The following is a 20,045-nucleotide window of genomic DNA, read 5'->3' on the forward strand; positions in this document are numbered from 1 at the left end:
GAAATAAGTTCATTGCTTTCAGGAGAATCGCGATGGCCGAGGTGCACGATGCGTATGCCGTCAATTCGCTGGTGGCCGTACCGGGCGCTGCGCCGGTCGAGGGGCAAGTGCGATGGGATCCCGGTCACTCGCTCTGGAATGGCGGAATGATGCTCTGCGCGTTCATCCTCTGCCCGTTGACGGCCTCGATCCCGGCGGCGGTGATCTTCCTGGTGACCACGGCAGCCGGGCTGTTGTTCGGCCATAGCGTCGGCTTTCACCGACGTCTGATCCATCGCAGCTTCGACTGCTCGCGCTGGGTGGAATATGTCCTGGTCTGGATCGGCACGGCCGTGGGCATGAGTGGCCCGTTCTGGATGATCCGTACCCACGATCTGCGCGACTGGGCGCAGCGGCGGGGCGACTGTCACGATTATCTGGCACATCGTCGGCCGATGCTGATCGATGCGTGGTGGCAGCTGCATTGCCGACTGGTGCTGAAGCGCCCACCGGAATTCGACCTCGGGCAGGCCGGCACGGATCGCTTCTACCGCTTCCTCGAGCGAACGTGGATGCTCCAGCAGCTTCCGATCGCAGGGCTGCTCTTCCTGTGCGGCGGATGGGGCTGGGTTGCATGGGGCATCTGCCTGCGCGTGACCGTATCGGTGACCGGCCACTGGTTCGTCGGCCACCTCGCGCACCGGTGCGGGCCGCAGAGCTGGCTTGTCGATGGCGCAGGCGTTCAGGCGCACGACGTGCCTTGGGCGGCGATCCCCACTATGGGCGAGGCCTGGCACAACAATCACCACGCCTTCCCGCGATCGGCGAGGATCGGCCTTTATCCCGGCCAGAGTGATTGGGGTTACGCCTTCATCCGTCTGCTCGAACGGTTAGGGCTGGCTTGGAATATCGTCCTGCCGGAACATCTGGATCGAGCCGGCGTGCTGACGCGCGCCACACCGGCCACCGAACGGCGGACTCGCACCCGGCTTGGAGGCGCGTGACACCATGTTGCGCGGGCGGCTATTCGTCACCTCGAAGGTGTGGTCGGGGAGAGAGGATTCGAACCTCCGGCCCCTGCCTCCCGAAGACAGTGCTCTACCAGGCTGAGCTACTCCCCGACGGAGCACCGGTCGTTTTATAAGCTCGGGAGCCGACCGGCGGAGCCAAGCGAGGCGCCCCTATAGGGGGGTGTTTCCAGCTCCGCAAGCGACTCTTTTGCGGCGCGTGAAATCCTTGTCAGGCGGGGCGCGCGGCGGCGATCATCTCGGCCAGATCGACGAATTTCTCGCGTGGGGAACCATCGCGCGCGTGGAGGTTCTCGGCCTCCTCGATTCGCCGCCAGTCCTCGAAGCTCACGGCGCTGACGCCGCGATCGGCAAGGAGCCGTGCGAGACCGTCGCCACCCGCCTTGCCCTGCGCGTTGGGCAGATCCTTTGCCATTTCCTCGACGATCTGGAACCCGTCCGGACGGTTGGTGCCGATCGTGCCGGTCGGCCCGCGCCGCGCCCATCCCGCGCAATAGAGGCCCGAGCCGATGCCGCCGATCCGGCCGTCGACATTGGCGAAATGGCCGGCCTTGTCGTCATAGGGCAGGCCCTCGATCGTGATGCTGCGGTAGCCGATGCAACTCACCACCATCGAGCAGGCGATCTCCTCGCTCTGGCCGTCGCCCTCGGCATGGCCATCGGCGGCGAGGTGGGTGTGCTCGAGCCGGATAGCGTCGACACGATCCGTCCCGAGCACGGCGACCGGTGAGGCGAAGAAGCGGAAGTCGATGGTGACGGGCTTGTCGCCGGCGCCCTTCGCCGCATAGCCGCGCAGCAGACCGACCGATTTGCGGTGGCCGGGATCGAGGGTCTCGTCCTGATCGATGGGTGGGAAGGCGGCCGGATCGACCAGCGGGGCTGCGCGGGTGAGCTGGCCCAGTTCGCCCAATTCCTTCGGTGTCATCGCGATCTGGTGCGGGCCGCGCCGGCCGCAGACGATGATCCGGCGGACCTTGGAGAGCCTCAGCGCCTCCAGCGCGTGGCCCACGATATCGGAGCCGGCGAATTCCTCCGGCGTCTTGGCGAGGATGCGCGCGACGTCGAGCGCGACGTTGCCGTTGCCGATCACCGCGACCGTCTCGCCGTCGAGGGGAGGGTGGAGGCCGGCGAAATCGGGGTGCCCGTTATACCAGCCGACGAACGCGGCTGACCCGATCACGCCGGGGAGATCGTCGCCCGGCACGCCGAGCCGCTTGTCGGCGGGCGCGCCGGTGCAGACCACCACCGCGTCGTAGAGGCCGCGCAGTTCCTCCACCGTCACGTCCTGGCCGACCGTCACGTTGCCGAAGAAGCGCACCTGCTCGTCGCCGGCGGTATTCTCGTATCGCCGCGTCACCGCCTTGATCGACTGGTGATCGGGCGCCACGCCGGAGCGAATCAGGCCGTAGGGGACGGGGAGGCGGTCGATCAGGTCGACGCGCACCTCGCTTCCGAATGTCTTGAGCGCGGCTTCCGCCGTGTAGAAGCCCGCCGGGCCGGAACCGATCACCGCGATGTGGCGCATTCCGCTCTCTCCTCGATCGTTTTGCCGGCGATGCTGGGCCTATCGACGGGCTTTGGCAAGGCGCGCGGGCAATGCTAGGGGGCGGCATGACTCCGCTCGACCGCATCCGCAATTTCTCGATCATCGCACATATCGACCATGGCAAGTCGACGCTCGCCGACCGTCTCATCCAGCGCACGGGCGGCCTCTCCGAGCGCGAGATGACGGCGCAAGTCCTTGATAACATGGACATCGAGAAGGAGCGGGGGATCACCATCAAGGCGCAGACCGTGCGCCTCGATTACAAGGGCTACGTCCTCAACCTGATGGACACGCCCGGCCACGTCGATTTCGCCTACGAGGTCTCGCGCAGCCTCGCCGCCTGCGAGGGCGCGCTGCTCGTCGTCGATGCCGCGCAGGGCGTGGAGGCGCAGACGCTCGCCAACGTCTACCAGTCGATCGAGCACGACCACGAGATCGTCCCCGTCATCAACAAGATCGACCTGCCCGCCGCCGAACCGGACAAGGTGAAGGCCGAGATCGAGGACATCATCGGGCTCCCGGCGGACGACGCCGTGCTCGCCTCGGCCAAGTCCGGCATCGGCATCGACGAGATCCTCGACGCGATCGTCGCGCGCATCCCCGCCCCCAAGGGCGATGCCGACGCGCCGCTCAAGGCGATGCTGGTCGACAGCTGGTACGACCCCTATCTCGGCGTCGTCATCCTGATCCGCGTGATCGACGGCTCGATCAAAAAGGGCCAGCAGATCAAGTTCATGAACGCCGGCACCACCCACCTGGTGGACCGCGTCGGCTGCTTCCGCCCCAAGATCGAGCAGCTCGCCGACCTCGGCCCCGGCGAGATCGGCTTCATCACCGCGCAGATCAAGGAGGTCAGCCAGACCGCCGTCGGCGACACCATCACCGACGCCAAGCGCCCCGCCGCCGAGGCCCTTCCGGGCTTCAAGGAAGTGCAGCCGGTGGTGTTCTGCGGCCTCTTCCCGGTGGACGCCAACGACTTCGAGAAGCTGCGCGAATCGATCTCCAAGCTGCGCCTCAACGATGCCTCGTTCAGCTTCGAGATGGAGACGTCGGCCGCGCTGGGCTTCGGCTTCCGCTGCGGCTTCCTCGGCCTGTTGCATCTGGAGATCATCCAGGAGCGGCTCAGCCGCGAATACGACCTCGACCTCATCACGACCGCCCCCTCGGTGGTCTATCGCCTCCACCTTAGCCATTCGAAGACCGAGGAGGCGCAGACGATCGAGCTGCACAACCCGGCCGACATGCCCGATCCCAACCGCATCGAGAGCATCGAGGAGCCGTGGATCGAGGCGACCATCTACGTGCCCGACGAATATCTCGGTTCCATCCTGAAGCTCTGCCAGGACCGGCGCGGTATCCAGAAGGATCTCACCTACGTCGGCGGCCGCGCGCAGATGAAGTACGAACTGCCGCTCAACGAGGTGGTGTTCGACTTCTACGACCGGCTGAAATCGATCTCGCGCGGCTATGCCTCCTTCGACTATCACCAGATCGGCCACCGCGAGGGCGATCTCGTGAAGATGTCGATCCTCGTCAACAATGAGCCGGTGGATGCGCTCAGCATGATCGTCCACCGCGGCACGGCGGAGGCGCGCGGGCGCGGCATGTGCGAGCGGCTGAAGGATTTGATCCCGCGCCACCTGTTCAAGATCCCGATCCAGGCGGCGATCGGCGGCAAGGTGATCGCCCGCGAGACGATCGCGGCGATGCGCAAGGACGTGACCGCGAAATGCTATGGCGGCGACGCGACGCGCAAGAGGAAGCTGCTGGAGAAGCAGAAGGAAGGCAAGAAGCGGATGCGCGAGTACGGAAGCGTGCAGATCCCGCAGGAGGCGTTCATCGCGGCGTTGAGGATGGGCGACGACGCCTGAGGCCCGAGACTAAGGAGCGGATTGCGTAGGCAATCCGCGAGTTAGGCGAGGACCAGCCGAATGCCGGCCGGACTTGCCTCCGGCCGTGTCGACCGACGACGCGGCCCTTCGACTGCCTGCTTAAGGCGGGCGCTCAGGACAGGCTTTGCCGCGGCGGGTGCACTCATGCCGTCATCACCACGGATCTGTCGTCATTGCGAGCGTAGCGAAGCAATCTACCCGCTGGAACGGATCGCCACGCCGCTTCGCGGCTCGCGATGACAGCTATCGCCCCAGACTCAGCCATTCAGCGGTTTGCAATGCGTCGACGTTCCCAGTCGCCGTTGTCGGTGCTTTATCTGGAGTGAGAGGAATTAATCAAAGACAGATGGCAGTTCTCCAAATCTAAAATTCACGAATTTGATTTTATCAAATAGCCACCGTTCTATAAATAATGCGTGAGATGTGCGTATCGCGTCTAAAAATAAATCGAGCAATGCTGCCCGTCCTCCCACACTGTCGACAAATTCTATTTTGCGCTCATCAATGACACCATTTCTCGCGGTCACCTCTCGCAACATTCGATCTTCGTTCAAAAGATAGAATACGGTTCCGGAAGCCGGATCGAAATCTTCCTGAACAAGCAGCGTCAAGGCCAGAAATGACCTTGGCAAACGCTCTTCGTGTTTGGCGCGGAAATGCCAGACAGTATGAACATCCGCATCCCTGCCGAACTGAAACGTGATGCCTGTTTTCTGGTCTGTCCATGCGACGATCGGGGCATAGCCTTTCGCATAGGCGGGAATTGCTTCAAATCTCGGGTGTATAAGTTCGTTAGGGGGCTGCATCGACATTCATCATTCTCAGAGTAGGGCGCTCCCCGATTACGTCGGCAAGCGACCTCCTGCCAAGCTAAAGCGGTCAGTCTTCTAACCACCACTTCCCGTCATTGCGAGCGAAGCGAAGCAATCTATCCGCTGGAGAAGATCGTGCGCCTCTCCGTGGTTCAAGATGACAAGGTAACGCGGTGGCATGTGGATCGCCACGGCGCTTCGCGCCTCGCGATGACGGCTCAGGGGCGGGCCAAGTGCTTTGGCCCGTGCGTTGCCGCTTCAGAATAAATCCGCATACAGATCCCGCCAGTCCGGGTTCAGCGTCTCGACAAGCGCCAGCTTCTTCGCGCGCGATCCGGCCTTGATCTGCTTCTCGCGCAGGATCGCGCTTTCCATTGTGGCGTGCGGTTCGAACCAGACGAGCAGCGTGCAGCCGTAGCGCTTCGTGAAACCGTCGGCGGTGCCTTCTCGATGCTGCCAGACGCGCTGGGGGAGGTTCGAGGTGACGCCGGTGTAGAGGGTGCCGCTCTTGCGCGAGGCCATGATGTAGACGGCGGGCTGCTTCATATGCGCTAGCCTGTCATTGCGAGCGTGGCGAAGCAATCTACCCGTGGAGGGCGGCGGGGGGCCTCTTCATGGGGCACGACGGCGAGGCGGCGTTGTGGCATGTGGATTGCCATGCCGCTTCGCGGCTCGCAATGACGATTGGGGGAAAGACGTGCGGCTTACTCCTAATCATCCTCCGCATCGCCCCCGATCAGCCCCGCGTCGCTCATCGCCCGCCAGTGCGCTGCGGCGTTGCTCTCCGCGTCCAGCGGGTTGCCGGTCGCCCATATGTCCGCCCGTTCCGCGAGATCGCGCTGGCGGCGGCGCTCAGCCCACGCCGCCTCTATTTCGGCGCGGCGTTCGGCCGGCGTCAGCGGGAACGGATCGGGCGGGGAGGCGGACTCCCCATCCGGAGTGTCGTACAGCAGCCAGGCGGCGACTTCGGCAGGGCTCGATCCCTCGCCGGGCGGCGCGGTCATCCGCTCGCGCATCGCGCGCAGCGTCGCGATCAGTGCATCCTGCGCCCGCGCCTCGGTTTCGTCCTCCTCCACGCGGCGTCGCGCGTCCTGCTCCGCCCGCTCGAGCTCCCATTCCGCCCGCAGCGCCTTGCGGATGTGCGGGGGGACGCGATTGCCCTTGGGGGCGTCGTCATAGCGTTCGCGGTCGGCGTGGCGCATCACCCACATCAGCAGGCGGTCGTTATACCACCGCTTCTCGCCGACCTGCTCGCCCTTGTGGAACACCGGGACGGGCACGCCGTAGACGGCGCGTTCATAGGCGATGTCGGCGAGGCGCTCGGTGCCGACCGCCAGCGCGTCGTCCCACGCCTTCGCGAAGGCCTCGGCGCCCGTACCCTTGCGCAGCAGGTAGGCGCCCACCGTGCTCATGCCGATCCACGCGCAGGCGCGCGTGACGCAGCCGGTCTCGGCCAGCGCCTTGACGAAGGCGCGCTGTCGGTCGGGCGTCCAGCCGTCGTAGCGCGACGCGCCGCGCGGTGCGGGCGCGAAATCCGGCGCCCCCTCCAGCATGTCGGGGGTGATGGTGACGGGCCGGTGTGCGCGGGGCGCACGGCGTCGGGGCTGGCCGCTGCGGGTGACGGCCTTGTCGTGGGGAGCGTGGACCATCCCGCCCATCTATCGCATGGATGGGGTTGTAGGACAGCGATATTTAACCGAATAGGATAATTATCGCTCAGTGTGTGGCGTTGTCGACACTGTTGGCGGCGGCGGAGAAGGCGTTGCCGGTGGCGTCGGCCGCATTGTCGATCGCGTTGCCCGCCTGGCTCAGTCCGGGCTGCGCGGCGTCGGCGGCGTTGTCGGTGGCCGAAAGGGTGGCGTTGGTGTCGGCCGCGGCGTCGTTCATCGCGGAGTTCGCGGTATCGGCGGCGGCGTCGCCCGTCTTCTGGCTGCAGGCGGCGAGCGCGAGGGCTGCGGCGGCGGCGAGAAGGATGCGGCGGTGCATTGGGGTCTCCCTGATCATACGCGTAGGATCGCGTAACGGCCGGGAGGGCGAGAGGTTGCGGGGCAGGCTGCGCGCGACGAGCCGGCGGGACGCCCGAAGGCATCCGCGCCGGCCGATCGGTACTGGTTGGGCCGCTACTGCGAAAGCGGGCTTAGCCGCCGAGCAGCTTCATCACGCCCTGGGCCGACTGGTTCGCCTGGGCGAGCATCGCGGTGGCGGCCTGGTTCAGGATCTGCGCCTTGGCGAGGTTGGTGGTCTCGACCGAGAAATCCGTGTCGGAGATGCGCGAACGGGCGTCGGTCATGTTGGTGACGTTGTCGGTCAGCGAGTTGACCACCGAGTTCATGCGGCTCTCGGCGGCACCCAGCTTGGCGCGGGCGTTGTCGACCACCTTGAGCTGGTCGTCCACCGTACCGAGCGCCGTGTTGGCATCGGCGACAGTGGCGACCGAGGTGGCGGTGGTCGTGTCGGTGATCGCGCCGAAGTCCATGTCGATCGTGTCGCCGGAATCGGCGCCGACCTGGATCGAGACGACGCCGGTGCCGCCGCCGGCCGAACCGTCGAACAGGTTCACGCCGTTGAAGTTGCTGCTGGTCAGCGTGTTGGTGATCTGCTGGGTCAGCAGCCCGACTTCCGCCTGCATGTTGGTGCGGTCGTCGTCGCTGTAGGTGCCCGAGGCGGACTGCACCGCGAGTTCGCGGATGCGTTGCAGCATGTTGGTGACTTCGCTCAGCGCGCCGTCGGCGGTCTGGGCCATCGATACGCCGTCATTGGCGTTAGAGATCGCCTGGTTCATGCCGTTGATCTGCGACGTCATCGAGTTCGAGATGGCGAGGCCGGCGGCGTCGTCCGACGCGGTGTTGATGCGATTGCCCGACGACAGGCGCGCCATGGCGGTCTGCAGCTGCTGGTTCGCCAGCCGCGTCCCGTTCTGGGCGCGCAGGGCCGCCGAGTTGGAATTGATTACCGTCATGGGTGTCTCCAGTACCGATCAATATTCCTGATCCCCGTCAGGTCTAAAGGGAGGTGGTTATTACGTGGTTAACGCTGGGGGCGGTGCCTAAACTTCTGGCGGAAGTGGTCGTTATTCTTGCCCCTGGCGCCGTCGATCAAATCGGAATGATCGAAAATATATCGGTAAATCAGCGATTTGTGAGAAGTTGCGGGCGTGCGGCCCCGTTTCCGCGAATCGCCCGGCGGCGGGGCGGGTGGCGTGGAATGGTTAGCGGCCGGCGCTTAGACTTTCGGCGAAATGGCGGTCCGAAAGACTGGCCTCTTTGATAATTGTGGGGGCGCCCGTGCCTTGTCACGCTCCCCCAAACATCAAGGAGCAGGATCATGGACTATGTGGCCGATCGGATCGCGCTGACCGATGTCATGCTGACCTATGCCAAGGGCGTCGACCAGCGCGACCTCGCGCTCTACGCCTCGGTATTCGACGAGAATGTCGAGATCGTCGGCTTCGGCGACCAGACCGTCCGGGGCCGCGACGCGTGGGTCGCCTATGTCGAGGAGGCGCTGAAGGCGTTCGGCCCGACCCAGCATATGCTGGGGCCGCAGCTGGCGACGATCGACGGCGACACCGCGCATTGCCGCACCGACGTGCAGGCGCTCCACTTCATGAAGGACGCGCCGAAGCGCACGCTGACGCTCTGGGCGACCTACAATACCGACATGAAGCGGACGGACGAAGGCTGGAAGATCGTTCGCCACGAACTCGAATCGCGCGGCATCCGGGTGCAGGAGGATGCCGATGGCGATGCCGTATGAGCGGATCGTCCAGAACGCCTACATCGTGAACGACATCGAAGCGGCCGCCCTGCGGTGGAGCGCGGCACTGAACATCGGGCCGTTCGTGCTGCTCGAAGGCATCGAGATGCCGATGATCCATCGCGGCACCGAAGGGCGCATCGCGCTGTCGGCGGCGCTCGCCCATGCCGGCGACATCCAGATCGAGCTGATCCAGCAGCTGAGCGACGGGCCGTCCGCCTATCGCGACGTCTATGCGCCGGGGGAGGAGGGCTTCCACCACGTCGCCATCCTGTGCCGCGATTTCGAGGGCGCGGTGGCGCGGCACGAGGCGCTGGGGCATCCGGCGGCGATGCTCTTCGGCCAGCCCGACGGCCGAACCGCCTATATGGACGCGCGCGCCGACACCGGCGGGATGATCGAGCTGTATTCCGATTATGCCGGGATCAAGGATCTGTACGAGCTGGTCGCGGCGCGCGCGGCGGAATGGGACGGGCGCGCGGTGATCGCGCGGCCGTAGCGGCTCCGCTCAACTCGCCAGCGCTTCCCAGCCGGGCAGCTCGGCGGCGAGCATCGGGCGGCCGAACAGCCAGCCCTGCGCGTGGGTGCAGCCCATCGCGGCGAGCTGGGTCGCCTGTGCCTCGGTCTCGACGCCTTCGGCCACCACCATCACGCCGATCTGGCGCGCATAGGTGACGAGCATCCGGATCATCGAGGCGGTGCGCGGGGTGGCGAGATCCTGCACGAAGCGATGGTCGATCTTCAGGCAGTCGAAGCTCAGCGACTGGAGGTGGGTGAGGCTCGAATGGCCCGTCCCGAAATCGTCTAGCGCCACCGTGACGCCGAGCGTCCGGATCTCGTCGATCGCGGTGCGGAGGCGTCCGAGATCGGGGATGCGCGCGGTCTCGGTGATCTCGATGCGCAGGCGATGCGGCGCCATCTCGGCCCCGGCGAGCGCGGCCATGATCCGGCGCGGCGCGTCGCTTTCGAGCAGCTCGACCACCGACATGTTGACCGACACCTGCAGCGCGTGCGGCCAGGTCGCGGCATCGAGGCAGGACTGGATCAGCGCGAAGTCGCCGAGCGCATGGATCATGCCGGATTTCTCGGCGACGGCGATGAACTCGGCGGGGGAGACCTCGCCGCGCACCGGGTGGCGCCAGCGCATCAGCGCCTCGTAGCCGACGATCTGGCGCGATCCGAGCGCGACGATCGGCTGGTAGCGCATGGCGAAGCGGCCCTGCTCCAGCCCGCCGCGAATCTCCGCGATCAGCCCTTGGTCGGACGGGGTGGGATCGATGTCGGAGGCGGGATCGTAGAAGCGGCAGCGATCGCCGCCGTCCGCCCGCGCCCGCGCGCAGGCCTGCGTCGCGCGCTCCAGCAGGCGCAGCGAGGTCGAGCCGTCCATGCCGGCACGCGCGATGCCGATCGATCCGGTGATGGTGACGGGCAGGCCCGACGGGCTCTGGAAGGCGAAGCGCATCGCATTGAGGAAGCGCTCGGCCGCGCCCGGCAAGCTGGCGGAATCGCCCAGCGACACGATCACCGCAAAGCGATTCTGGCCGACGCGCGCCATCAGGTCCATCGCGCGGACCGAGGACGAGACGTGCATCGCGGCCTCGATCAGCAGCTCGGAGGCCGGCGCCCAGCCGCGCTCCTCGAAAATCTCCTCGAACTGGTCGACCTCGATGACGACCATGGCGACCGCCATCATCGTGCGCGCCGCCGTCTCCAGCGCCTGCCCCGTGCGATCGTGCAGCAGCTCCGGCGTGGCGAGGCCGGTCAGCGGATCGCGCCTGCGGCTTTCTTCCAGCAGGTGGGAAAGGGTGTGGACCTCGGTCCGGTCCTGCAGGACGATGCCGATCACGCTGGTGCCGGCGACCTGCGCGTGGATGAGCGACTGGCGCCACGAGCGGAAGCGGCCCGACGCATCGACCAGTTCCATCGCCGGCAGCGTGTCGCCCCGGCGCGAGGCGGCGGCGGCGGCGCAGACCTCGCCGAGCAGGCGCGATCGGGCGACGCGGTGATAGCCGGGCGGCATATCGGGTTCGGGATCGAGGCCGAGCATGGTCTCGGCGGCCGGGTTGCAGTAGGCGCGGTCGGGCTTTTCGGAAAGCAGGACAATACCGTCGCTGAGTCCTGCGAGCACCACGCGGGCGTCCCGCTTCAGGCCCAGCAGCGTGCGGCTGTTGTAGATGAACAGCAGGATCGCCGCGACCGCCAACACCCCCGTCGCCGCGATGGCGAGGGGGAGCGCCGAGAAGGTCATCAGGCTTTGCGCGATCGACGACATGCGGTCCTTTCCACGCTCCACGCTATCGGTGGTCACGTGAAAGGAATGAGACTTTAGGCGGTAAAGAAACCGTTAAGCATGATATCGTTTGCGACGTACCGTGCGCCGAACGGAGGCGCTGCCAAGCCCTTCTCCCGCCATGCCATTTCGGGACAGGCGTGGCGACGCGGCTGCGGTGGGCGCCGCCTCGATCGGCTACGGCAAGGCGATGATGACGGGACGGTCCACCATGCGCTTCACCCTTGCCGCGCTTTCGGCGCTCGCCTTGCTGTCCGCCTGCGACAAGCCGAAGCCCGCCGCCAACAGCCTCGATGCGATGGACGAGCAGCTCGTCAACGGCGCGGTGGTGGCCGATACGCCCGCCAACAAGGCGCTGGCCGCCGACATTAGGGTCGATCCCGCGAAAGCCGGAAGCAAGCATCAGCCCGGCGACCGCGCCGGCACGGTGACGATGGCGCAGGCCGCGCAGCGCCAGAAGGATGGCCAGTCCGCCTTGCCGACGGCAAGTGAGGACGGCGGCGCCGAATCCGGCGGATGCCTCGGCGGCCTCCAATATTCCAACGGCTGGGCGGCGAAGCTGCCGGGCGAGCTGCCGATGCACCCCTCCGCGCGCCTGCAGGAAGCGGCCGGTCATGACGGCGGCTGCCAGGCCCGCGTGGTGAGCTTCACCGTGCCGGGCGATCGCGGGCAGGTGATGGGCTGGTACACGGCCAAGGCGCAGGCGGCGGGCTATTCCACCGGCCGCGACGACAAGAATGGCGACTGGAACCTGGCCGGGGACAAGGGCGCGCAGTCATTCTACATCATCGTCGGCCCGGCCGCGAACGGCGCGACCCCGGTGGACTATATCTGGACCAACGGGGGGTAAGGCGCTGTTCCCCTCCCTGAAAGGGAGGGGCTAGGGGTGGGTTCCGCTCCGGATCACGCTGACGTCCGCCACGAGCGAACCCACCCCCTGACCCCTCCCTTCCAGGGAGGGGAGTCTGGCGCCTTGCCGAAGGCTGCTCTAAGGCACCCCCATGCCGCTTCTCTTCGTCATGATCGGCGGCGCGATCGGCGCCGGCATCCGCTTTCAGGTGGGCAGGCTCAGCCTCGCGCTGCTCGGGCCGGGATTCCCGTGGGGAACCTGGTTCATCAATGTGTCCGGCGGTCTGTTCATGGGGCTGCTCGTCGGCGGCCTCGCGCGCTTCACGCCGCCGTCCAGCGAAGCCTGGCGCCTGCTGGTCGGCGTCGGCGTACTCGGCGGCTACACCACCTTTTCCACCTTCAGCCTGGAGGCCGCGATGATGATCGAACGCGGCGATTGGGCCACGGCGATCCTCTACGTCACCAGCTCGGCGGTGCTCGCGATCCTGCTGCTGTTCGCCGGCCTCTGGCTTTCGCGCATGGGAGCGCCCGCATGACCGAAGATGTTCGCCAGTTCACCGTCGCGCCCGATGATGACGGCATCCGCCTCGATCGCTGGTTCAAGCGGCACATGCCCGACGCGAGCTTCAACGTCGTGTCGCGCTGGGCGCGCACCGGGCAGCTGCGCGTCGACGGCAAGCGCGCGACGCCGGGCGACCGGATCGAGGCCGGTCAGATCATCCGCGTCCCCCCGCTGGAGGCGCCCGCGCCGGACAAGGCCAAGCCGCAGCGCGTGCGCAAGCCGCTGAGCGAGGACGAGATCGACTTCGCCCAGAGCCTCGTCATCCACAAGGACGCCGCAGCGCTCGTCCTCAACAAGCCGCCCGGCCTCGCCACGCAGGGCGGCACCAAGACCGAGCGGCATGTCGACGGCCTGCTCGACGCGCTGGAATATGAGAGCGAGGGCCGGCCCAAGCTGGTCCACCGGCTCGACAAGGATACGTCGGGCGCCTTGCTGGTGGCGCGCAATGCGCGGGCCGCCGCCTTCTTCTCGAAGAGCTTTTCCAGCCGCACCGCGCGCAAGGTCTATTGGGCGATCATCGCCGGCGTCCCCTCGATCGAGGAGGGGCTGATCGACCTGCCGCTCGCCAAGCAGCCCGGCACCGGCGGCGAGAAGATGTATGTAGACGAGAAGGAGGGTGCGCCGTCCCGCTCGCGCTACCGCGTGATCGAGCGCGCCGGTAACCGCGCCGCCTTCGTCGAGCTGCAGCCGCTCACTGGCCGCACCCACCAGCTGCGCGTCCACATGGCGGCGATTGGCCATCCCATCGTCGGCGACGGCAAATATGGCGGGCCGGAGGCATTCCTGACCGGCGGGATCAGCCGCAAGATGCACCTCCACGCGCGGCGCATCCGCATCGATCACCCGGATGGCGAGCGCATCGACGTGCGCGCCGAACTGCCGACGCATTTCGCCGAGAGTCTCGCGCATCTCGGTTTCGACGAGGCGGACGGCGACGCGCTGCCGCTCGACGAGGTGAAATTCTCCGAAACCCCCGAAGGCAAGCGCCGCGCCGCCGCCCACGCCGCCAAGGACCGCCGCAAGGAGCGCAAGGGCGAGCGTCGGGGCCGGGGCCGCAATTGAACCGCCTCGCCATCTTCGATTGCGACGGGACGCTGATCGACAGCCAGGCGAACATCTGCGTCGCCATGGAGGAGTGTTTCGCCGAGGCTGGTCTCGTCGCACCGGGCCGCGCCGCGATCCGGCGAATTGTCGGGCTGAGCCTGCCGCAGGTGATGCAGGTACTCGCGCCCGGCCAAGACCATGATGCGCTCGCTGATGCCTACAAGCGCACCTTCCACCGGATGCGCGCCGAGGGGCGGGTCGAGGAGCAGCTCTACGAGGGCATCCCGCAGGTGCTGGCGAGGCTGGAGGCGGAGGGCTGGCTGCTCGGCGTCGCCACCGGCAAATCCGATCGCGGCCTCCGGCTGGTGCTGGAGCATCACGGCCTCGCGCACCATTTCGTCTCGTTGCAGACGGCCGACCGCCACCCCTCCAAGCCGCATCCCTCGATGATCGAGCAATGCATGGCCGATGCCGGCGCCGAACCCTTCACCACCGTGATGATCGGCGACACCAGCTACGACATCCAGATGGCGCACAATGCCGGTGTCCGCGCGATCGGTGTGGCGTGGGGCTATCATGAGGCCGACGAACTGCTGCGCGAGGGCGCCGATGCGGTGGCGATGCACCCGTCCGATCTGCCCGCGCTCTGCACATTGGAGACCGCATGACCGATCCCGATCCCGACAAGCAGGCGCGCGACCGCCTCGGCATCCTGCTCGGCCTGCGCGTGGCCGGCGCGATCCTCTGCGGCTTCGGGCTGTGGCTGGCGCTCGGCGGCAGCATTGCCGGCCATTACGGCTTCGGCGGCGTGCTGATCGTGATGGGGCTGATCGACCTGATCGTCGTGCCCAAGATCCTCGCTCGCAAGTGGCGGACGCCGCGATGATCGCAGCAAAACGCTTCTGGAAGGACGTGACGGTCGAGGATCGCGGTATCCGCCTCGACGGGCGCATGCTCAAGACCCCGGCGCGTGCCGATCTGATCGCGCCGACCGACAGTCTCGCCGCCGCGATCGCCGAGGAGTGGCGCGTGGTGGACGGCACGATCGATCCGCGCACGATGCCGCTCACCGGCCTCGCCAACGCGGCGATCGACCGCATCGCGCCCGATACCGCGACCTTCGCCACCGGCCTCGCGCGCTATGCGCAGGGCGATCTGCTCTGCTACCGCGCCGATCACCCGACCGAGCTGACCGGCCTGCAGGGCGAGGCGTGGGATCCGCCGCTCGACTGGGCGCGGGGGCGCTACGACGTGGACTTCGTGGTGACCGCGGGGATCACCCATGTCGACCAGCCCGCCGAGACGGTGGCGCGCCTGTCGGCCGCCGTGGCCTCGCGCGACGCCTTCCATCTCGCCGGTCTCTCGCCGCTGGTCACATTGTCCGGCTCGCTCGTCCTCGCGCTGGCGCTGGCCGAGGGCGCGATGACCGAGGAAGATGCGTGGCAAGCTGCCGAGCTCGACGATCTGTGGCAGGCCGAGCAATGGGGCGAGGACACGCTCGCCACCACCGCCCGCGAGGACAAAAGGCGCGACTTCCGCGCCGCCGCCCGGTTCCTGGCGCTGCTGTAAATCCTCCCCATCGCAGATGGGGAGGATGAGGGTCAGTGCAGCGTCGCGCCCGTCGCCTTCGGCGCGGCGTGGGGCACGAACCATTTCGCCAGCACGAAGCCGCCGGCGGCGAAGCCGACGATCAGCGAGAGGGCAAGGTAGACCCAATAGCCCCACGGCATGTAGAAATTGTAGGTCGGCTGGCCGAGGATCGCGTAGAGCGTGACGCCGAGGCTGGCGAACAGCACGATCTTCATCCGGCTGGCGAAATCGTCCACCCGTGCCGCCACGGTGTGCAGCGCAAGCCCGATCAGCAGCATCGAGATCACCGACAGCACCAGCCCCCCGATCAGCGCGCCCGGCACCATCAGCGGGAAGCCGTGGGTGTTGAAGAAGACCAGCGCCACCGGCCCGCGCCCGTGCAGGATCAGCCCCTGCGCGGTTTCCGGCCAGGGCACGAAATAGGTGCCGGTGCCGGTCGCCGTCATGTTCTGGGCGAGCGCGGTCTGCACCGCGGCCACCTGCGCATCCGGCATCTTGGTGAAGACGAGGCTGGACAGCGGCGTCCCCCAGAACAGGAAGCCCACGAAGAACTGGACGAGCCCGCCCACCACGCTGCCGATCACGATCCGGACCATGACGCCCTCCCTTGTTAGTCCCGTGCGTGCCGTCACAACGCCGGGCGCGCACAAAGTGCCGCAAGGAAGGGCGCTTGGCGAGGATTACTGGCGTTTCGCGGTGAATTCCGTCCTGGTGCCGCGCAGCGTGTCCTCGCTGGTGATGGCCATCACGCCGTCGCTCACGATCTTCATCGTGTAGACGCCGACCGTCTTGCCGCCGCGCACGTCGGTCTCGACGATGGTGTGCGCGTCGGGCTTGGCCACCTTGGCGTAAGTGCCGCCATGGTCGCCCTTGATCGGCACCGCCGGCCCGCCATAGGCGGCCGTGTAGCTGATCGCGGCGGGCGTCGTCATGGTGAAGCTCTTGCCGTCGTCCTTCAGCATCATGGTGATGCCGGCGTCGGACACCGACTCGACCTTGTCGTTCTTCCAGGTGCCGGAGCTGGCGTGCGATCCCTTGGGGCCGGGCGCGACGAGCGTCTGGCTACCCTTCACCTCCACCACCTTGCCGTTGGGGGCGCTCATGTCCTTGAACACGAAGTGCACGGTCTTGCCGTCGGGGGTGACGGTGGCGGTGACCGTGTTCATCACCTTGCCCTTCTTCCTGTGCGTCTCGATCGTGGTGTGCGCGTCCACGACCTTGACCGAGGCCGCGTCGAAATAGGGCTGGCCCTTGATCGGGTGGAAGGCGCCATCGGCCTTCACGCTGTAGGCCGGCACGCAGGTCTTGCAGGTGTAGACGCCGTTCTGGAGCAGGAAGACGTCGGGCTTTTCGGGCAGCTTGGCACTGGCGACGTCCCCCTTCCACGTGCCGTCGAACGGACTTGCGGCGTTCGCGGGCACGGCGAGCGCGAGGGAGCCGGCGAAACCGGCGAGCAGCATCCTCTTCATGGTGATTGTCCCCTGTAAGCGTTCGAGAAATCACGCAGACGCAACGGGATGACGAAGGCTAGGCGCAGATCGTGGCGGCCGTCAACGCTGTAACCGCCGGGCAATCCGGAGCGTATTACCCGGCATGAGCACGCCCCTTCTCGATCGCCGCGCATTGCTGGGTCTCGGTGCCGGGTGCGCGGTCGCGGCGCTCGCCTGGCGGATGGCGGGCGATGGCGACGCGGCCGCCGTCGCCGCCACGCCCGCGCCGTTCCAGCTGACCGATGCCGAATGGCGCAAGCGGCTCAGCCCGCAGGCCTACAAGGTGCTGCGGCAGGCGGCGACGGAGTTTCCCTATACCAGCCCGCTCAACAGCGAGCATCGCAAGGGCGTGTTCGTCTGCGCCGGTTGCGCGCTGCCGCTCTTCTCCTCGACCCGCAAGTTCGACAGCGGCACCGGCTGGCCGAGCTTCTGGGATCATCTGCCCCATGCGATCGGCGAGCGCAGCGACACGTCGCTCGGCGAGGAGCGCATCGAAGTGCATTGCGCGCGCTGCGCCGGCCACCTCGGCCACGTCTTCAACGACGGCCCGCAGCCGACCGGCCTGCGTTACTGCATGAACGGTGTCGCCATGGCGTTCAAGGCGGCCTGATCCTCCCCATGCTTCGCGCAGGGAGGATGTACGGTCACGCCGCCATCCGCATCGAGGCGAGCATCTGCAGCCAGTTTGCGGAGCTCATGCCGGCGCGATATTCGGCCTGCATCTCGGCAGTCATCACCTCGACCAGCACCGATCCTTCGATCCACAGCTCGATCACGCCGAACACGCCGCCGCGCTTGCGATATTTGGCGGGCCAGCCCTCGCGGAGTGCGATCCGCATCACGTCGGCATGATCGAGCACCGTCGCGATCGCGATGTGGGTGGAGGTGAGGCCGATGCCGGGCAGCTTGATCCCCACCGCATCGGCGTCGCCATCCACCTCGCGCAGCACGACGCCTTCCGGATAGACCTCGATCGCCGATCCGCGATCGTCGTCGGCGAAGACGATCCAGCCGTCGTCCGAAACGGGCGGGAAGGGCGCGGCGGTGCCGCCCCACAATTCCGCCAGCACGCCCGCGACGCGGCGCGGCTCGACGGCGGCGATCGACACGTGAAAGATCATGACTTCGCTCCCCGATGCTCCCGCCCGATGGACGGCCTCGGGCGGACAGGGCCATGAGAGCGGTCATCGCGAAAGCCGCGCGTGACCGGGGCGACTCCCGGCACGATCAACCTGCCTGCCCCGCGACGAACCTGTCGGATCGCGCGAGCAACCCCCGCGTCAGATCGCGTAGTCCATCCGCTCCGCCAGGGGCGCGAGAATCGGCAGCACCGGTTCCATATGCGTGCGATACCGCTCCCAGCGGCCGCGTGCGCGCGTGTAGATCGGCTCGGCGACCTGCGCGTAGCTCGGCGTCGCGATGTAGGAACGGCTCTTCGCGGTGGCGACATGGTCGAGCAGGCGCGGATCCCACTCCAGCCCCAGGAAGGCGGCCAGCGGGCGCATCGTCCCCTCGACATCCTCGATCATCCGCTCGTAGCGCAGATCGTGGACGGCGAGCGGGAACACCGCGCGGGCCTGATGCCAGTAACCGACCACCTGCGCGTAGAAGCGCGCCGTATCCTCCAGATCGAGGAAGTTGGTCATGCCGCGCGCCGCGAAGCGGGTCATGAAGCAGCTCAGCACCACGTCGCAGGGGTGGCGCGCCACGAAGACGATGCGCGCGTCGGGGAAGATGCGGTGGACGAGCGCGGTGTTGATCGCGCCCAGCGGCAATTTGTCGACGATCAGCCGGTCGCCGGCATCGGGGGCCAGCGCGTCGGCCTCCGTGAAATAGCGGTCCCGCAGCGCGTCGATCCCCGCCTGGTCGAGATCGGCGAGGCTGCTGGCCGATCCCATCTGGATCCAGGTCTTCTGGAGCATCAGCTCCTCTTCCAGCACGCAGACGCCGGGATGGCCCATCAGCACCGTGTCGAGCAGGGTCGTGCCCGATCGTGGGAAGCCGAAGATGAAGGCCGGCGCCCTGCGCCCCGGCGAGGGCCGCGCCTTCGTCCAGCCGGCATACCAGCCCGGCGTGGTGATCGCGGCGAGGCCGGCGACGATGTCGCGATGCTCCTTGGCAGCGCGGCCGGCATCGATCGTGTCCATCGCATCGATGCGGTTCATCTCGGCATAGGCGGCGAAGGCGGAGTCGGTGTCGCCGAGGCGATCGCTGAACTGGCCGTAGAGCTGCGCGCGCGTTCCCGGCACGACCGATTCGGGGGACGAGAGGATGCACTGCCGCGCCTCCTCGTAGCGGCCCTTGCGGCCGAGCCAGCGGGCGCGCAGCATGATGACGGGCGGCGGCGGCGCACCGGCCGCCTCGATCCTGTCAAGCACGTCGCCCAGCTCGTCGAGCTTGTTGTCGCGTTCCAGCAGTTCCGCGATGGCGGACAGCGCCTCGGCATTGTCCGGTTCGATGGCCAGCGCGTCGCGCAGTGCGACTTCCGCCGCCTGAGGCCGACCGAGCAGATCCTCCAGCCGCGCGATCGTCAGCGGCAGGTGCGCGTCGGCCGGGTTGCGGGCCGCCTCTTCGCGGGTCGCGGCTAGCATCGCCTCGCCATCCCCGGCCGCGACCCGCGCCTCCGCCAGCCTGGTCCGGATACCGAGCTGCGCGGGGCGGAGCGCAAGCGCACGGGCCAGCGCATCGGCGGCGGCGGCCGGGCGGTCCAGCGCCAGCAGGCAGAGGCCGAGATTCTCGAAGCTCTCGAAATCGGCGGGGTTGGCGGCGGTGATCGCGGCGAAGAGGTCCACCGCCTCGACATGGTCGCCGCGACGGCGATGGAGCATTGCGCGCAGCCGCCGCAGCTCGTGCGCGGCGGGGCCGGTCATGGCCGCCGCGCCGATCTCCCGCTCGGCCTCCTCCAGCCGGTCGGCGCCGATCAGGGTGCGGATCAGTTCCAGCCGTGGCAGGGGATCGTGCGGGGTCAGCTCCACGGCGACGCCGAGATGTTCGGCCGCGCGGCCGAGATCGAGCTGGCGGGCGTGGAGCATCCCGACGAACATGCGCAGCCCCGGATCCTGCGGCGCGCGCTGGATCGCGACTTCCCCGCGTTCGACGGCGGCGGCGAGATCGCCGCTGCGGGCGAGGGCCATGGCCTCGCGGGCCTCGGGGGGAATGGCGGACATAGCTACCCTGAGATCATGCCCCCGACGGGGGAGATCCTGC

22 protein-coding genes and 1 tRNA gene are annotated in these 20,045 nt (G+C 67.4%); 11 read left to right on the forward strand and 12 right to left on the reverse strand.

Annotated elements, in window-relative coordinates; translation table 11 throughout:
* The first annotated feature begins 32 nt into the window (after positions 1-32).
* Positions 33-983 carry an acyl-CoA desaturase gene (locus tag QGN17_RS18505; protein WP_281046083.1) on the forward strand — a complete coding sequence of 317 codons (951 nt, stop codon included), beginning with the start codon at positions 33-35 and terminating at the stop codon, positions 981-983.
* A 40-nt stretch (positions 984-1,023) separates the two neighbouring features.
* Here the strand turns inward: QGN17_RS18505 and QGN17_RS18510 are convergent.
* Both QGN17_RS18510 and QGN17_RS18515 read right to left on the reverse strand, forming a co-directional pair.
* A tRNA-Pro gene (locus QGN17_RS18510) sits at positions 1,024-1,100 on the reverse strand.
* 118 nt (positions 1,101-1,218) lie between these two features.
* The gene (locus tag QGN17_RS18515; RefSeq protein ID WP_281046084.1) at positions 1,219-2,532 is read right to left on the reverse strand and encodes an FAD-dependent oxidoreductase; all 1,314 of its coding nucleotides are present in this window, start codon (positions 2,530-2,532) and stop codon (positions 1,219-1,221) included.
* Between the two features lie 86 nt (positions 2,533-2,618).
* Here QGN17_RS18515 and lepA point away from each other — a divergent pair, with 86 nt between their 5' ends.
* Positions 2,619-4,424 (forward strand): translation elongation factor 4, encoded by a 1,806-nt coding sequence (gene lepA / locus QGN17_RS18520; protein ID WP_281046085.1) that lies wholly within the window; start codon positions 2,619-2,621, stop codon positions 4,422-4,424.
* A 353-nt stretch (positions 4,425-4,777) separates the two neighbouring features.
* Here the strand turns inward: lepA and QGN17_RS18525 are convergent, their stop codons facing one another.
* From QGN17_RS18525 to QGN17_RS18545, 5 genes are all read right to left on the reverse strand, one after another.
* Entirely contained in the window at positions 4,778-5,257 is a 480-nt protein-coding gene (locus QGN17_RS18525; protein WP_281046086.1) for a hypothetical protein, read from the reverse strand.
* Between the two features lie 258 nt (positions 5,258-5,515).
* Complete coding sequence (locus QGN17_RS18530) at positions 5,516-5,803, reverse strand: GIY-YIG nuclease family protein (protein ID WP_281046087.1); 288 nt, start codon at positions 5,801-5,803, stop codon at positions 5,516-5,518.
* Positions 5,804-5,967: 164 nt separating this feature from the next.
* On the reverse strand, positions 5,968-6,906 hold the full coding sequence (locus QGN17_RS18535) for a hypothetical protein (RefSeq protein WP_281046088.1): 939 nt from the start codon (positions 6,904-6,906) through the stop codon (positions 5,968-5,970).
* A gap of 67 nt (positions 6,907-6,973) precedes the next feature.
* The gene (locus tag QGN17_RS18540) at positions 6,974-7,243 is read right to left on the reverse strand and encodes an entericidin EcnAB (protein ID WP_281046089.1); all 270 of its coding nucleotides are present in this window, start codon (positions 7,241-7,243) and stop codon (positions 6,974-6,976) included.
* Positions 7,244-7,394: 151 nt separating this feature from the next.
* Positions 7,395-8,216: a flagellin N-terminal helical domain-containing protein gene (locus QGN17_RS18545; protein WP_281046090.1), complete on the reverse strand. Its 822-nt coding sequence runs from the start codon at positions 8,214-8,216 to the stop codon at positions 7,395-7,397.
* Between the two features lie 365 nt (positions 8,217-8,581).
* Here QGN17_RS18545 and QGN17_RS18550 point away from each other — a divergent pair, with 365 nt between their 5' ends.
* Both QGN17_RS18550 and QGN17_RS18555 read left to right on the forward strand, forming a co-directional pair.
* The gene (locus tag QGN17_RS18550) at positions 8,582-9,013 is read left to right on the forward strand and encodes a nuclear transport factor 2 family protein (protein WP_281046091.1); all 432 of its coding nucleotides are present in this window, start codon (positions 8,582-8,584) and stop codon (positions 9,011-9,013) included.
* Positions 8,997-9,512 (forward strand): VOC family protein, encoded by a 516-nt coding sequence (locus tag QGN17_RS18555; protein ID WP_281046092.1) that lies wholly within the window; start codon positions 8,997-8,999, stop codon positions 9,510-9,512. The genes QGN17_RS18550 and QGN17_RS18555 overlap by 17 nt, the downstream gene beginning before the upstream one ends.
* A gap of 9 nt (positions 9,513-9,521) precedes the next feature.
* Here QGN17_RS18555 and QGN17_RS18560 read toward each other — a convergent pair whose 3' ends face one another.
* Positions 9,522-11,321, reverse strand: a complete 1,800-nt coding sequence (locus QGN17_RS18560; protein ID WP_281046093.1) for a putative bifunctional diguanylate cyclase/phosphodiesterase — start codon at positions 11,319-11,321, stop codon at positions 9,522-9,524.
* A gap of 103 nt (positions 11,322-11,424) precedes the next feature.
* Here QGN17_RS18560 and QGN17_RS18565 point away from each other — a divergent pair, with 103 nt between their 5' ends.
* The 6 genes from QGN17_RS18565 to QGN17_RS18590 all read left to right on the forward strand — a co-directional run bounded on the left by QGN17_RS18565 (position 11,425) and on the right by QGN17_RS18590 (position 15,327).
* Positions 11,425-12,153, forward strand: coding sequence for a hypothetical protein (locus tag QGN17_RS18565; protein WP_281046094.1), 729 nt, complete (start codon positions 11,425-11,427; stop codon positions 12,151-12,153).
* A gap of 151 nt (positions 12,154-12,304) precedes the next feature.
* Positions 12,305-12,688: a fluoride efflux transporter FluC gene (locus QGN17_RS18570; RefSeq protein WP_281046095.1), complete on the forward strand. Its 384-nt coding sequence runs from the start codon at positions 12,305-12,307 to the stop codon at positions 12,686-12,688.
* Positions 12,685-13,776 (forward strand): RluA family pseudouridine synthase, encoded by a 1,092-nt coding sequence (locus tag QGN17_RS18575; RefSeq protein ID WP_281046096.1) that lies wholly within the window; start codon positions 12,685-12,687, stop codon positions 13,774-13,776. The genes QGN17_RS18570 and QGN17_RS18575 overlap by 4 nt, the downstream gene beginning before the upstream one ends.
* Entirely contained in the window at positions 13,773-14,426 is a 654-nt protein-coding gene (locus QGN17_RS18580; protein WP_281046097.1) for an HAD-IA family hydrolase, read from the forward strand. The genes QGN17_RS18575 and QGN17_RS18580 overlap by 4 nt, the downstream gene beginning before the upstream one ends.
* Positions 14,423-14,644 carry a hypothetical protein gene (locus QGN17_RS18585; RefSeq protein ID WP_281046098.1) on the forward strand — a complete coding sequence of 74 codons (222 nt, stop codon included), beginning with the start codon at positions 14,423-14,425 and terminating at the stop codon, positions 14,642-14,644. Before QGN17_RS18580 ends, QGN17_RS18585 begins: the two co-directional genes overlap by 4 nt.
* A complete protein-coding gene (locus QGN17_RS18590; RefSeq protein WP_281046099.1) occupies positions 14,641-15,327 on the forward strand; it encodes an ATP12 family chaperone protein in 687 nt (228 codons plus the stop codon). The genes QGN17_RS18585 and QGN17_RS18590 overlap by 4 nt, the downstream gene beginning before the upstream one ends.
* Before the next feature lie 32 nt (positions 15,328-15,359).
* On the opposite strand, the gene QGN17_RS18595 is transcribed toward QGN17_RS18590, so the two are convergent.
* Complete coding sequence (locus QGN17_RS18595; RefSeq protein WP_281046100.1) at positions 15,360-15,944, reverse strand: hypothetical protein; 585 nt, start codon at positions 15,942-15,944, stop codon at positions 15,360-15,362.
* Positions 15,945-16,028: 84 nt separating this feature from the next.
* Positions 16,029-16,817 (reverse strand): hypothetical protein, encoded by a 789-nt coding sequence (locus QGN17_RS18600; protein WP_281046101.1) that lies wholly within the window; start codon positions 16,815-16,817, stop codon positions 16,029-16,031.
* 124 nt (positions 16,818-16,941) lie between these two features.
* Between QGN17_RS18600 and msrB the strand changes: the two genes are divergently transcribed.
* Positions 16,942-17,448 carry a peptide-methionine (R)-S-oxide reductase MsrB gene (msrB, locus tag QGN17_RS18605; RefSeq protein WP_281046102.1) on the forward strand — a complete coding sequence of 169 codons (507 nt, stop codon included), beginning with the start codon at positions 16,942-16,944 and terminating at the stop codon, positions 17,446-17,448.
* Between the two features lie 34 nt (positions 17,449-17,482).
* Here msrB and QGN17_RS18610 read toward each other — a convergent pair whose 3' ends face one another.
* Together QGN17_RS18610 and QGN17_RS18615 are read right to left on the reverse strand one after the other, a co-directional pair.
* A complete protein-coding gene (locus QGN17_RS18610; RefSeq protein ID WP_281046103.1) occupies positions 17,483-17,959 on the reverse strand; it encodes a hypothetical protein in 477 nt (158 codons plus the stop codon).
* Positions 17,960-18,118: 159 nt separating this feature from the next.
* Positions 18,119-20,005 (reverse strand): tetratricopeptide repeat-containing sulfotransferase family protein, encoded by a 1,887-nt coding sequence (locus QGN17_RS18615; RefSeq protein ID WP_281046104.1) that lies wholly within the window; start codon positions 20,003-20,005, stop codon positions 18,119-18,121.
* Between the last annotated feature and the right edge of the window lie 40 nt (positions 20,006-20,045).

The organism is Sphingomonas oryzagri (genome assembly GCF_029906645.1).
Taxonomy (GTDB): domain Bacteria; phylum Pseudomonadota; class Alphaproteobacteria; order Sphingomonadales; family Sphingomonadaceae; genus Solisphingomonas; species Solisphingomonas oryzagri.